At 53.9% G+C, this 14,339-nt stretch carries 8 protein-coding genes; 3 read left to right on the top strand and 5 right to left on the bottom strand.

Annotated elements, in window-relative coordinates; all coding sequences use genetic code 11:
• Positions 1-34: 34 nt before the first annotated feature.
• Positions 35-1,021 (top strand): AraC family transcriptional regulator, encoded by a 987-nt coding sequence (locus JCM12296_RS02440; protein WP_054689403.1) that lies wholly within the window; start codon positions 35-37, stop codon positions 1,019-1,021.
• Between the two features lie 536 nt (positions 1,022-1,557).
• Positions 1,558-3,435: a TonB-dependent receptor gene (locus tag JCM12296_RS02430; RefSeq protein ID WP_083455734.1), complete on the top strand. Its 1,878-nt coding sequence runs from the start codon at positions 1,558-1,560 to the stop codon at positions 3,433-3,435.
• Positions 3,436-3,622: 187 nt separating this feature from the next.
• Here JCM12296_RS02430 and JCM12296_RS02425 read toward each other — a convergent pair whose 3' ends face one another.
• Entirely contained in the window at positions 3,623-4,648 is a 1,026-nt protein-coding gene (locus tag JCM12296_RS02425; protein ID WP_246803924.1) for an ATP-binding protein, read from the bottom strand.
• A gap of 75 nt (positions 4,649-4,723) precedes the next feature.
• Here JCM12296_RS02425 and JCM12296_RS37775 point away from each other — a divergent pair, with 75 nt between their 5' ends.
• A complete protein-coding gene (locus tag JCM12296_RS37775; protein ID WP_246803923.1) occupies positions 4,724-5,458 on the top strand; it encodes an ABC transporter ATP-binding protein in 735 nt (244 codons plus the stop codon).
• 144 nt (positions 5,459-5,602) lie between these two features.
• On the opposite strand, the gene JCM12296_RS02415 is transcribed toward JCM12296_RS37775, so the two are convergent.
• From JCM12296_RS02415 to JCM12296_RS02400, 4 genes are read right to left on the bottom strand one after another with little or no spacing between them, the layout of a single operon-like run.
• Positions 5,603-7,735, bottom strand: a complete 2,133-nt coding sequence (locus tag JCM12296_RS02415) for a UvrD-helicase domain-containing protein (protein WP_054689396.1) — start codon at positions 7,733-7,735, stop codon at positions 5,603-5,605.
• 49 nt (positions 7,736-7,784) lie between these two features.
• The gene (locus JCM12296_RS02410; RefSeq protein ID WP_172683735.1) at positions 7,785-12,539 is read right to left on the bottom strand and encodes a DUF1998 domain-containing protein; all 4,755 of its coding nucleotides are present in this window, start codon (positions 12,537-12,539) and stop codon (positions 7,785-7,787) included.
• Positions 12,452-12,937: a hypothetical protein gene (locus JCM12296_RS39600; RefSeq protein ID WP_054689392.1), complete on the bottom strand. Its 486-nt coding sequence runs from the start codon at positions 12,935-12,937 to the stop codon at positions 12,452-12,454. Before JCM12296_RS39600 ends, JCM12296_RS02410 begins: the two co-directional genes overlap by 88 nt.
• A complete protein-coding gene (locus JCM12296_RS02400; RefSeq protein WP_054689390.1) occupies positions 12,895-14,085 on the bottom strand; it encodes a DEAD/DEAH box helicase in 1,191 nt (396 codons plus the stop codon). Before JCM12296_RS02400 ends, JCM12296_RS39600 begins: the two co-directional genes overlap by 43 nt.
• Positions 14,086-14,339 lie beyond the last annotated feature (254 nt).

The raw sequence follows: 14,339 nt of genomic DNA, 5'->3' as shown, positions 1-14,339 counted from the left end.
GAAAGATGGTAACGGGATAGATGGGAACAGCGAAATGAAACGGCGCATCGATGTCCGGCCAAACGATAACAGATTGACGCTTTCGGAACTCGGCAAGCGCAGTGATCCTTGCGAGGATGTGGGCATCGATGACCACGGTTTTTATCCGTACCTGCGTTGCGAGAGTATCCGCATCCGGCCCGGCGTCCGGTTGGTGATGGCCGATCATACCCTGGATCGGCAAATTTGCATGAAATATGAAATCGACCGGGCGCCGGTCTCTTTTTGTTTTTCCTTGTCCCAGCGCATGCGTTGCACCATGCGCCAGGGGCACCGGTCGACAACGGTGGCCGAACGTGTCCCCGGAGACGGTGTGATAGCCTACTTGCCCAAAACACAAGGAACCGTCGACATTTTTCCGGACCGGCATGTTGCCGGCGTTTCCCTGCATTTTTCCGTCGCGGCTTTTTGCGACCTGTTCCCCTCGCCGCCCGAGTGCCTGGCCCATCTGACGGCAACGGCCCACGGCTCATGGAAAGACAAGCCGGTTTACCGGCAAACCCGTTTCAGTGCCAAGACCCTGCATGTTCTTGAACAGATCATGGGCTGTCCTTACACCGGTGACATTCGCAACGTTTTTCTCGAGGCCAAGGCCCTCGAACTGGTTGCGCTCAACATGGCCGAGCGGGTCCCCGGGCATTGCCCGGTCTCGCCGGAGCTGGACCGCCGGGACGTCGACCGGGTCAAAGAGGCGTACCATATCTTGTTGACCCGTTTGGATCATCCTCCCAGCCTGGTCGATTTGAGCCGCAGCGTCGGTCTCAACCGCAACAAACTCAACCGCGGTTTCAAGGCCCTGTACGGCGGCACCGCCTTTGCCCTCCTGCGGCGGGAGCGGCTTTCCAAGGCCCGTTTCCTGCTCGACAATTCGGACCTCAGCCTGTCGGAAATCGCGCTTTCCGTGGGGTACAACAGCCAGGCAAACTTCACCACCGCCTTTCGTCGGCGTTTCGGCACGCCCCCGAATACCTTCCGCCGATAAGTCCCGCGTTTCGACATTGTGCGTCGCGCAATAAAGAAAGTGCATGGCGCAAAAGACCGGCCGTCCGTTTCGCTATATAAAGATGCGTTACCAACAGATGGCTGAAGCCATCGGGCAAAAATCCGGTACCATTTCCCATAGTCATTTACTGCGACGGTCCAGTAGAGCCATGAAGGCTTTTCCCTAATTGAGGTGAATTGCCGTCATGGCTTTTTTCATTTGGAGACGAGGCGTATGGACATGCACGGGCGTTGGACGAAGCGAAGCGGAATGCGAATAGCGATATTGGGATTTTGTCTGTACGGGTTGATTTTCGCGGGCAAGGTGCTTGGCGCAGAAACGTCGGTCCACAAGCTTGACGATGTGGTGGTCAGCGAGAAAAGCATCGAACCTGAAATCACCCAAACACCACAAATGACGACCATCGACGTGGGGGCCTACGAGACGATCGGCAGCGTGCAGAACATCGGGGATATTCTCAAGGACCAGCCGATTCTGGATTTCAGAAAGGCTCGGATCTGGTTCCCGGCGATATCGTGGACGGTGAGGATGCCTTCTGGATGCGGGGGGTTGGCAGCAGCCGCTTCGTTACCGCCGTTGACGGGTCGAACATTCACAAACCCGGCGGACGCCAGAGCTATCATGTGGTGGATTATTCGTTATTGCCGACCGATTTAATCGAAAACGTCGAGATTCTACCCGGGCCGCATTCGGCATTGTATCCGGCGCAGAGCATCGGCGGGGTGATCAATTTGGTCACCCGAAGGCCCGAACGGTATGACACCATCAAGCCCCGGGTCCATGTCGCCACCAGTTATAAATCCTACAACACCCAAAATCACAGCATCACCGCAACCGGCGGTATCGGCGATTTGGTTTACGATGCGGGATATCAACGATACAGCACCGACGGCTACCTGAGACATTCCGAGGCGGATATCGATTCGGCGTTTGGGCGGATCGGTTACCTGCTGCCGTCAACCGGTTATATCACCTTGACCGTCAACCATAGCCAAGGGGAGCGGGAAATCCCGGTGAACAATGACGCCGCCTTGGGGGATCATGACGGCGATTATCCAACGGTAAACCAATCTTCCTATTTCGAATGGCAGTCGCCCGCATACGATGGAACGGCCAACGCCTTCCGCCTGAATTATCTCCAACCCTCGCCGCTGGGGGACTGGTACCTGAATGCCTACTACAACGAGGAAGCGTGGAAACGGACGACCCTGCGCAAAAACACCACGGGAATCGTTTACGATGCCGGCTGGGAGGCCACCTGGTATACGCGGGGCGCCAAATTGCAGGATACGATCCGGTTCTCGGATGCCCATGAAACCGTTATCGGCGCCGAGGTTCAGCAGTTTCTCGACGGCTTTGACACCAAACAGGGATCGCCCGCCGCCTTCGATGATCAGAAACGGGTGGAAACCCGGGCCGGTTTTGCTCAGCACCGCTGGCGGATCATCCCGCGGTTGACCCTGACCGCCGGTCTCCGGTACGAACATGCCGACACATGGACGGACAACATGTCCTCCAGCACCGGTGCGCTGATGATTAGCGGGCAGCCGCGATGGATCGAGAGAAGTTTCGACGGCTGGCTGCCCAAGTCCTTTCTCACCTATGACTTGGATGACTTGGCCGCCGGACTGCGGGATACCTCCGTTTCGCTCGGCGTCAGCCGCATCTGGCGCGCACCAGTCAACTTCGCGGATTTCAATTATGCGGGACGGCCGGTGGGGGTATGGACCGAGCCCGAACACGGCATGGGTTACGATTTGGTGCTTACCCGGCGGTTGATCAACGATATTGAGCTCAAGGTCAATTACGCCTATTATGAAATCAAGGATTATCTTGCCTGGAACGGCAACTTCTCTAAGTACACACCCGGCGGCGGGAATTCGGTCACGCCCGGCATGGAATACAAGGATTACGTTATCAATCTTGAAAAGATCGTGCGCCACGGCATTGAAGTACAGCTCAGCGGTCATCTCATGGACGATCTCTTCTTTTATTGCGGGTATGCCTATCAGAAATTCGAAAACAAGGGGGGAGAACTGGCCGGAGAAGACGCCATCGACAATGTCGCCCAAAACAGGGTCAACGCCGGTCTGCGCTATCGATTGCTGCCAAACACGACCTTGCTACTCGACTATAAATACCAGGACGACCAGGTGATCCAAAAGGCGGAAGAGGTCGCCCCGGATGTATGGGCATTTTCGGAAATCGCCATGGACGCCTATCACGTGTTCGACCTGGCGGTTAAGCAAACCCTGTTTAAAAGATGGGGCTTTTTGGAAAATGCCACCCTGAAGGTCTATGTCAACAACCTGCTTGATGAAGACTATGAAAATCTCAGCGGCTATCCGGCGACGGATCGGACGTATGGCGCCGCACTGGATGTTTGTTTTTGATTCATTGATCCGTTCTCGACAATCGCCCCGTTTAGGATTGATGAACTCGTAAAAAGTCGCATTTCCGACGGATTCGTAAAAAGCCCAAGATCAAGGCTTGCGAATCCTGAGGAATGAGGCGTACTTAGCGTACTCCGCAATGACGAAGGATACGCGTAACGCCGATATTGGGCTTTTTACGAATCCGTCAGGATTGAATTACTTCCCAATGACCGCCTTTGGCCGGCCCGATGCGCCGAAGCCGGCCCTGATCCTGCAATTTACGGATATTTCTTTCGATGGAACGTTCGGTCACGCCAATTAACCCAGCCAGTTCCGGTATGGTTAGATGCTTGTTGCGGCTTAAAAGCGCCAAGATTTTCACCGACGTTTTCACCGACGTTTTGGACGGCATTGAGGCCGGTGTTGTTTTTTCCACCGATTTCCGGTGAACTTTTACAATAAAGAGGCAACCATCACGGTCATCAATGAAATCAATTTGCGGCCAAGCGTCCAAGGCGCGTTTGATGCCGGAGCCCAATCCGTGATAGGGCAGCAGCCCCTTGGCAACATAGGAAACAAGGATCGGATTGCGGATATTCGAATTGCCGACCAGTATCTTTTCCACGGTCAGATTGTTCGGCAAATGCCCGGGACTGATAATCTCGATGCGGTTGTCGAAAATAAACAGACGAACCGGCGCACTCACCAGATAATCACGGTGTACCAAGGCGTTCACCAAAAGCTCTTCAAAAACGCTTTCCGGGATTTCGGGTAGTCCCGGGGCATTCACACCCCGTCCGGCCTGGATCTTGTGAAGGTTCCGCATTACAAACGCAAGGGCATCGTCGAAGATCTTTTTAAGGGTGCCTGCAAAGTCTTCGGTATCCACGTAATCGGTAACGTGAATCTCGTTGCCCGGGTAGCGGATGGCCTTAACCACGAACTGGGGTTTAATCCATTCAGGGCGTTCGGCGAACATCAGCACCCCGGCCAAGTTCAGCATTCCACCGTCGGTTGCCAGGTTCATGTTCTGCAGCAGTCGCAACAATTCCGACGGGTCTTCCGGAAAATTGCGTTTGTAGATGTCGCGCAGAAAATCTCGAAACCGCAACTTGTCCAATGTCTCCACCCCTGCTTTGGTCGGCAGTTCGTCCGCATGGAACTGATCGGAGACCTGGAAAAGTCTTCGTAATTCTTCCTTGGAGTTGACTCGTCGTTTATCCGCGCCCACCTTGAGCCAAATCACTCCATTTTTATCGAAATACTGAACGTCGACGATTTGGTCTTTTTTTACGAAGATCGGCCGGTGCTTGATCGCATCACTTTCGACCTGTTGCCGGGACAGATTCTGGCCTTGCTGGGTCCCAACGGTGCCGGCAAATCCACGTTGCTCAAATGCATCGACGGCCTGCTGCGGCCGCAAAAAGGCAGTATCGAACTGGGCGGCAGGCCGATCCGGGGCCTGGGCCGCAAGGCGATTGCCAAACGCATGGCCTATGTGCCGCAAACCAGCGGCGAGATCTTCCCGTTCAACGTCATCGACATGGTCCTTCTGGGCCGGTACCCTCATGGGAACGGGCATACCGGCAAGAAGGATCTTGAGAAGGCCTTCAAGGCCCTCGAGCGGATGGGCGTCCAAGACCTCGCGATGAAGGACTTCGGAGCGATCAATGGCGGACAGCAGCAAAGAGTGACCCTTGCCAGGGCCATTGCCCAGGAGGCCGAGGTATTCCTGCTGGACGAACCCACCAGTAATCTCGATATTCGTCACCAGCTCGAAGTCATGGACTTGCTACGTCATTTGGTAAAAACCAACGCCTTGTCGGCCATCATCTCCATGCATGACCTCAATTTGGCCGCACGCTATGCGGACACGGTCATCGTGTTGGATCAAGGCCGGATTGCCGCCTCTGGCGATCCGGCGATTGCCCTGACGGCTGAAACGATCGCGTCGGTTTATGGCGTGGCGGTTGAAGTCGGACGCGTGCAAGACAAACCGCATGTCATCCCCCTGAAGGCTCTCCCGGATCAGGAACAATAAGACACCGTGAAGCCGCATATCTAATTTACATTAAGGCAACGTTGCCGCCGCATTGAAAAAAACGTGGCGGATACCTTGACGATCCTTGATTCGGAAGAGATCGCGTTTGCCGCGCTGACGGCCAGCGGCAGCAAACATTCAGTCTCAAATGATAAATCGGCTCGCCTTGCCAAAAGCAGTTACAACGACCGCCTTTTTCGCCCGTGTCGCAGAAACATACAACAATGCTCGCTCACTGATCTCTGAGTCGACCTTTACGGTGGGGTCAGAGGATCGCGCCCCAATGCTTTCAAGCGGAATTATTCCATCGTTGACGCCGGCAATGATGACATGATCGAATTCGAGACCTTTCACACGATGCATGGTGCCCAGACGAACGCCCGGCGCTTGGCGATCCTCGGCTTCGCTGCGTTTGACCATATACACGTCGATATCTTTTTCCTTTAATGAGTTCTGATATTGCATGAGCAGGTTGTTTGTTCTGGCGACCAGGCAAATACCGTTTAATACACCCGTGTCCGTTTTTATTGTATTCAGATAGTCGGCAATAAAATCGACCTCTTCCTTAAAACCGGAGAAGATTTTCACCTCTGGATAGACGCCATGCAGCAACGATTTGTACCCTTTCTGGTCGTCAGTGCCGCCGTCAAGATCATCGATGGACAACCCTTTGAGCAGGCTGATGGCCCAGGCCCGCGTTTCGTCAGTGGTCCGGTAATTAATTTTCAGTTTTCGACTTCTCCCGACGATATTTATCCCACATTGACCCAATACGACTTTGTGCCGATAGATTCGCTGATGTGCATCGCCAACGATGAAAAGATCGTTCTTGCCCTCCGGAACCATCTGCCGGATCAAACTGAAGGCCTGAATCCCCATATCCTGGGCTTCATCCACAACGATTGCCCGGTAAGGCAAATCCTCATTCTTATTGGCCAGCAACAGGCGGGCGTCTTGCATGGCATCCGCCGGTTCTCTCAAACCATTTTCATTCAGCAATGCCCAGTATTCTTCAAACACGGACCACACGCTTTTTCGAGCTTTACGGTTTAAGCGGATGCCCCGGCCGATTCGACTGGCCTGCATGTACTCATTGGCGGATGAAATCGCCTGGGGTTGAACAACCCGTTCCCACTCTTCCCGATAAAACGAAGGCTCAAGATTTAACCCATCGGGTGCCATGTCCACGGCCTGCTTCCATAGTTGATCCGTGCGATTCCCGTAATCGATCTCGTATTCGTACCCATTGCGCCGCAAAAAGGTTGCCACCCATCGGTCCAGATTGGCCACCTCGATTCGTCTCAACACATCCTTGGAGCAGATTTTACTGAGGTTGTCCTGAATATCGGCGGCCAGGTTTCTCGTAAAAGTGGTAAAAAGAATGCGATCGTTCTCATCGTTGAAAAGGTGCTGCGCCAGCCACTTGGCACGATGAATGGCGGCCACGGTTTTCCCGGTCCCGGCACCTCCCAATACCCGGACCGGACCGTTCCAGGACCGTTCAACCAGTTTTTGCTGGGAGGGATGCAGAAAAACACGCCATTTTTCAAGCGGTGCATTGAGCATTGCGGCCAGCTCGAGGTCATCTTCCACAACGTAAAAGCGGCGTCTTGAATCAGGATTTTCCAGTGCCGCCCCAAAATCCTCGGTATCAACAGGCTTTTTCGCCTCGGACGCTTCAATTTCCTGGAAGACGTCTTCCAGGCTGTAGCCACTGGCTATGAAAAACAAGGATTCGTAGGCTTCCTGGGGAATTTGGCCAGCTAATCGGTCGAGATCCGATTCATCTCTCACCCCTCTCACCACTTGAAGCTGCTGCTCGGGTACACCCAGCTTTAGCAGGTGTCGATCACGCACATCGTCAAACAGGCCCTTTTCCCCATCATCCGACTGTGATTCAGCGATCACTTGCGACGGATCACCAGCCTCCACGTCAATTACCTGTAGACTGCCGGTTTCCGGATGAATCTGATACGTTTTGTTCTCAGCCCATCGATACGCTTCATCGTGGTGGTCCACCCACAAGAGCACATAGACATTTCCCGATTCCGGTTTCAACACGATGCCCCGGTAGGATTGATCGATGCGCACGGAGCGCATGTTGGGGTCCTTGGCACAGACGATACGTTCATAGTTGATGCCGGGGAGCATGGGATCTGACCTGAACTTGTTGATGAAATCGAGGACTTTGGCCTGCTGTTTTCGGGGTACCTTGGAAAATGAGGTAAAAAAATCCGAGGCGATGGCCACTTTGATTTTCGATTTATTTTTCTTCATCAGTTGCCTTTACGTAAGCCGAGGATAGAAGGGATACGAAAACGGTTTTTTAGCGCAGAGCACGGTCAAGAAAACCGGCCTGATCATCAAGAACGGATTCAATTTCCACGGCCCACCAACCCAATGAGGTAAATGCATCCTTGAAGCGAAGGTGCGCTTGAGTGAGAAGTGCCACTTTCTGCTCAGCCCAGGCAAGTTCAGCTTCACCGATAATTTCACCCGTATCGGATTCAAGCTCAAAACCGACTTCCGGGACAGCCCACCCGTTTTCCGCCATTTTATCGACAAGGCCATGCAAGGAATTATCGGTCAACGATTTAACTTCTTCCCATGCATCCGGGTTTTCCTTTGCCGCTTCCGAAACCGCATCTTGAGCGGTGGATGCCTTCCGATACACCTGTCCCGTAACCTTGCCTTCGGTGGTTGAGAAAAACGCATTTCCTAAAAATTGGAACAGATTATAACAACGAAGGAAACCATTCCATGCCGCTTCGAAATCGGCTTTCTCACGTTCCGTCGGTCCATCGGAAAGACACCATGCCGTATAAAGGCCGGATGGGTTCCCTTTGTTGAGGGAATTTTTATCAATCGAAAAAAATGCATTGATAAAATCCTCATCCGCACTGGTTTCAAACAAACCATAGTAGCACGGCGGTTCTATGCTTCCGGCCTGTTCTGCAATCTCCTCGGGAAAACGTGCCTGTAGCTGTTCTACCCAGGCCACTCTTTCTTCGTCCTTGGCAAAACGCTTATGATCAAGATGCAACAAACCATTAACAAACGCGTGGTATTGCCAACGATTCTCATCGGGTGCGGATAGGAAACGGACCAGCCAGTTGAAGCTGTCCGTCGTGTTCAGATTCAACAGTTTTTCGATCTTGAAGGAAGCCATCAGCCGATTATAGTTTGCGTTTTTCCCGTTGTCGGTGATGCTTAGATAGTTGTTAAAGAACGCCCCTTGGCTTTTATACTGGTTCTCCAGGTCTTTCCAGGAAAGTGACCAGACATGGAATTTACCGGATCTTGAAATGGCATACCGCTGTGCCATATCCTGACCAATCCGTGTTTTGTGGTAATAGAACCCATCGGTAAACACCACCAGCGGCTTGACCCCGTCCTGCATCCGTGATGGCCGAAAGAGGAAATCAGCTTTGGAAGGAACATTGATTCCATCGGCGGCGCCCAGCTGGACCTGCGGCTCGATCGTGTAGGTATGGCGCCCGATTTTGTAGAAATAACCTGGCTTTCCATTGACAACCGCCTTGGTCAGCCTGGCGGGAATGTCATCCACGCGAACACGACGCAGTGCCTCGATAAACTTTGCTTCCAACTCGCTGTCAAAAAGCGAATTGATCTGTACGTCTTTCAATGACTGCCTACGGATCAGCTTATCCTTATGCTGAAGAATTTCGGTCAGCATGGCTTTGGCCGTCTCTCTTGACGTTCCGGCCATGGTGTAGCTTCGTCGATAGGCATACAGGCATTGATAGCATCCATCCTTTTCCGGGTCCCGGTTGCAGGGGCAGGTTTTCAGTGTTTCCAATGCAACCTCAAGAACCTCGAACAACGGCTTTTCCGACCGCATCAATTGCTTGATATATCCGGTCCCACCGGGGACGGTATCGTAAAGGACAAGATATTTTTTGCGATAGGTCGAATTGGGGACCGGTTCTTCATGCACGGCCGTCTGCAGATGGTCAATGTTTCCGCCGAATACTTTTTTTAGCCCCAGATGCAATGCGGCAACAAAGCTGTGAAGTTTCTTTTCGGAGCCTTCAAATGTGGTTACCGGCAGCAGCAACTGGATCGCCTCGGAGGAGAATTCACGATAAAGATAGACGCATTGGGTCAGGTTGTCCTCCGACTCTTTTTTTCTTGCACGACACCACAAGGCATGCTGAATCTCATCGCTTTGACCCTGCACCTTCCCGCAGTGCTTGCAGATGACGAATCCCTTGCGAGGGGAATCAATACCGGCAATGGTCAGGTTTTCTCCGGCATCGTCCTTTTCGCCAAAGTTGATCTCCCGCAGGTTCACCCGTTTGAGAAACTCCAGGCCAAAAGGCAGTTCGTCACCATCGATCACGTAAGCATCGGTGATGTCGGTTTCATGGTAACCGATCATCATCTGCTTGTTGCAAAATGAGGGTTCCCGATCATCGCTGTCATCGCTGATGCGGCTTTCGCGATCCGAGGTCGTGGCAAATACCTGGCGCATGCGGATCATCTGCCGTTTTTGCCCGGCATCCGACCACATGGCACTTCCACAATGAGGGCACGTACTGGTTTCCGGGGACTTGCCGACCAGGGCATGGTGGGCGCATTGCGTACAGAAACGCCAGATCTCGATTTCGGAAACCGTCAGATCTACCTGATCAACCTTTACCTTACGGCCACCCGCGTAAAAGCTGTTTTCCGGGGCCAGTTCGCTGATGGCGCTGACTGCCGGCCGTTCATAGTCGAAACTGAAGGTTTCATAGTTGCTTTCCCCTTCGCGCACTGTCTTACGCCGTCGGTAGATAATGGAACGTAACAGCACGCCGGCTTCGGGGAACGCGTAGTTGGGGATCAGGCCTTCATCTGAGAAGAATTGCAGTGTCTGGCGATCGTTGATCCGGGTGACCAACGCCTGAAGGGCGCTTTTTTCCCGTACCAGCTCGTCGAGTTCTTTCTGGAAATGCTGGTCTTTGGCGTGGTGTTCTTTTTTTTTGCGAATCTGCGAACTTAGGGCCGTCACTTTTTTCTTTATCGATTCGCGTTCTTTGGCGTGAAAATGAAGCCCATCGATGATCCGATACGTCAGGCTGCCCAGCGTATCCCGATCGCCTTGGACAAATTGCTTGATGTGATGGATCGAATCATCCGTCAGTGACAGCGCGAAAATATTCAGGAACCGACCAACCAGATCCGTGCGGTGAAGCTCGATGAATTCGAGGAAATTATGCGGGAACTTGCCTGGATCGGGTTTATCGAGGTTTCCCAATACCTGTCGTAATTGAGGGGGCATGGCGCCTTCGGTAATCCCCATTTCAACCCAGCGGTCCATGCAAAATGCCGTGAATTGTCGTTCCAATACCGCCGACGCATTCAGAAACACCCCCGGCGGATCGAGCTGGCCGGCAATCATCGATTCCGGCTCTGAAAAAAAGTAAAGATCGTGGGGCCTGGCATTGGCGACCGTCAGATTCAAAGCATTGCCGTCCCGCCGGCCGGCTCGGCCGATGCGCTGCAGGTAGTTTGCCTGGGCGGGCGGCACGGAGCACAGAATTACCGAGGAGAGATCACCGATATCGATACCCATCTCCAAGGTTGGTGTGCAGGACAACAGATTAGGATCCCATGGTTCGCGGTCTTTGCTTTTAAAACGTGTTTCCAGGGCTTCCCGGGCGTCCCGATCCAACAGACCGGTATGCTCTTCGGCAAAAATACGCCCCACATCGCCCGAGGCATAGAGCTTGGCGTAGTAATCCGTCTTTGGAGGTAGCGCCTGATAGGTGCCCGTACAGTGAAACCGCAGGCATGGCGAATCGGTCCACCCATCCGACTCGATCACCGCCGCCGACGTTTCATGACCACAGGCTTGGCAACGAAACTGAATCACGTCACGGCTGATGCAAAGCGCCTCGGGCACGATCCCCCACACCCGCTCACCCTTGACCCGTTTTTCCCTCAGCAGGCCGCCATCACACAGGGCCTTTAATACAATTTCATAAATCGTTGGGACCAGCTCGGTTACCAGCGGGTAAACCGGTGCCAGACATTTATCGGCCCATGCCGTGTACCAGGTGGTTCGCCGTGCCCCACCACCCAGCAGCGGATCGAAACGTTGCGTGCGTTTGGTCGATAGAAATGCCGGTGCCCGTGTATTGATACCGAAATTGGGCATCCAAGGCACTTGGCTGAGCAAAAAGGTATTGCCCAACCCATCGATGTACCGATCCAGAACCGGATGATGCACGCCCCCCTGATGCCTGAGATGGGCGATCAACCCCAGGATAAACCGTTTCAGGGTCAGCGCATCCAGTTGGCGCAGGCCGCCGATCTCGTTGCACAGCGCTTCCAGGGCCGTATCAACCACCCGATCAAGCAATTCCCCATCCGGCAGCGCCACGGATGAGCTGGTTTTTTCCAGGGTCCGACCGATGCGGCAACGAAAACCATATTCGGTATAGATCTCCCAGGCAATCCGCTGCTTCACATCGTCGAGGAGCGTGGCATCCGCTGGAACCCTGCCGGTGCTTTTAAGTGCCTCGTAATCGGCAAACCAGCCCATGTCCGGTGCGATAAATGTGGCAATGAAGGCCGCTTCGCCCATTGTTGACAGCCAATGCCGAATGAAACCGGCGGGGATGGTGTCCAGCCGGGAACCATCACCAAATTCCTGGACATACTGCTGCAGGGCACTGCGCATATTGAAACGGTAGGTTCGTCCGGCAAAAAAACCGGCCCGATGGGCCGCGTCCTGCACGGAATCGGAAAAGGTCAGCAGTTTCTTGTCATCATTGAAGGTGGATGCATAAAGCTGGGCAATCAGTACACTGGTCAGGCTGGCCGCTCGCGATCCCAATATCGTTAACCCGTTATGGGCACCACAATACGGGCAGTGGTGTGTACCGATCTGGTGGTTGCTCCGCGCAACACGATTGTTGGGGGCAAACACCCGAATCATACCCCCCTGTCCGCAGTTGGGGCAGTCATCGGCGGTCAATTGGGTGGTCAGATGAATACAATGCGGGCATAAGAGATAAAACTGGACGTCGGCCTGGATATCCTGCGGTTCGGCGGTTTCCGGAAAGAGAAACACGATTTTTGGATCGTTGCGAAAAAACAGAGATAAACGTTCTGCAGATCCGTGTTCACCGCACTGTCGTGCTGGCGCTTGACGCCGGCCCACCCCATGCTGCCGCAGTCCCGGCAGTGGATCAGGGGCAGGTGCTGTTTTAATTGATCGTCGTTGAGATCGTCGGCAAAGTGCAGTGCCGGTGGATTGGCCACGGCCCCGACCATGCGGCGCAATTCCCGCAACCATAAATGGTAGCGCACATGCAAAAAAGGCGTGCGCATACCGTTTTTCTCTTCCACGGCCGAGGAGACCAGCGCCGCCAGGCTGGCCAGGATGTCGTGTTTGTAGGCATCCGGTGCGGATCTGAACTCTGGTGTCACGCGCTGAAGGTCGACCAGGATGTCGCTGCAGCGGCGCACGCGTCCCCCCAGCACCTTGAGCAGGTTCTGAAAAAAAGGTGCCCCTTGAGCCGCTCGCAAAGGTCGATGCGCCAGGAACCGTCGAGAATCTCATCCCTGGGAATGGTTTCGTTGAACCAGAGGGCGTGTTGGGCAGCAATGTAGTCTGCAAAATCCGTGTATTGTTCGGGGTTGAGTTGATCCGCCTTGGCCAGGGGAACGATATCCACCTGGGATATCAGGCTTTTTTCCAGAAAAGCACCGGCCGATACCCGGTATTCGGTAATCAGGCCTTCATCGTCCAAGGTTTCGCCGAAAATCTGGGATGCATAGGCCACCAGGCGGTTGGCTTCGCTTTTTTCTCCCAGGGTGGCCGAGGTGCCGACGCAGCAAAGAACCCCTTGGGGCGTATCCAGCCGGGCCTTCAGCCGGCGCAGCAGGCAGGCCAGGTCCGTCCCCTGGGCGCCGTCAAAGGTGTGCAGTTCATCCACCACCAGGTACCGCAGGGTCTCGGGCCGGTTGTGTTGCCACAAGGGGTAGTCCTTGGCCCGGATGAGAAGATAGTCCAGCATTTTGTAATTGGTGAGCAGAATGTCCGGTGGGCTGTGCCGCAGCGTGTCCTTGTGGCTGATGATGGCATCGTCGGACATCCCCATGCGTGGGTCTTTTTCGCTCTGCCCCACGAACAAGCCGGCGGTGACATTGCCCTTCAGGTTGGTATCCCCATAAATCATCCTGGCCAGGCGGGTGGCCTGGTCGCTGGCCAGGGCGTTCATGGGGTAGATCAAAATGGCCTTGATGCCCGGCTCGCCCCGGTGGCGGTAACAATGATCCAGGATCGGGTACAAAAAACACTCGGTCTTGCCTGAACCGGTTCCAGTGGCAACGATGGTGGATTTTGGTTTTGGCCCGGACAGGCGTGCAAATGCGTGTTCCTGATGCAGGTAGGGCGGAAACGGAAGCGTGATCTCAGGGAAAATGTCGGTCCGTTGGCTTCCGGTCTCAAAAGGAAGCTGCAAACCAAGAAAGGGGCCTTTGAAGACCCCTTCCGGTTGGGATAGCAGGTTGTCCATGATGCCGTGGAAAAACGGGGTTGAAACGGGGAACGTGGTTTTCAGGAAATCTTCGACACCTGTCTTGAGCTGCGCGGCGAGAACGGAGGGTATCATTGGCCGGTATCCATTTTAGTTAACCACGAATGACACGAATTGCACGAATAGGTATTTATGGAACGAGGATGGAAATAGGTGAGGAACAGGCTTTAATCGAACCTATGGTGGCACCCCGATTGGGTAATGTTCGTCCTCGTACCTCTCGGCAATCCGCGTTAATCTGATAAGCTCTTCCAGTTCTGGTGTGCCTTTTTGGGCATCCATCAACACATCAATCCGTTTTAAGATGGTCTGGTATTCGGATTCTGAAA

The sequence above is a fragment of the Desulfosarcina cetonica JCM 12296 genome (assembly GCF_001311845.1).
GTDB classification, from domain to species: Bacteria; Desulfobacterota; Desulfobacteria; order Desulfobacterales; family Desulfosarcinaceae; genus Desulfosarcina; species Desulfosarcina cetonica.
This window is presented reverse-complemented; position numbering and strand designations above follow the sequence as displayed.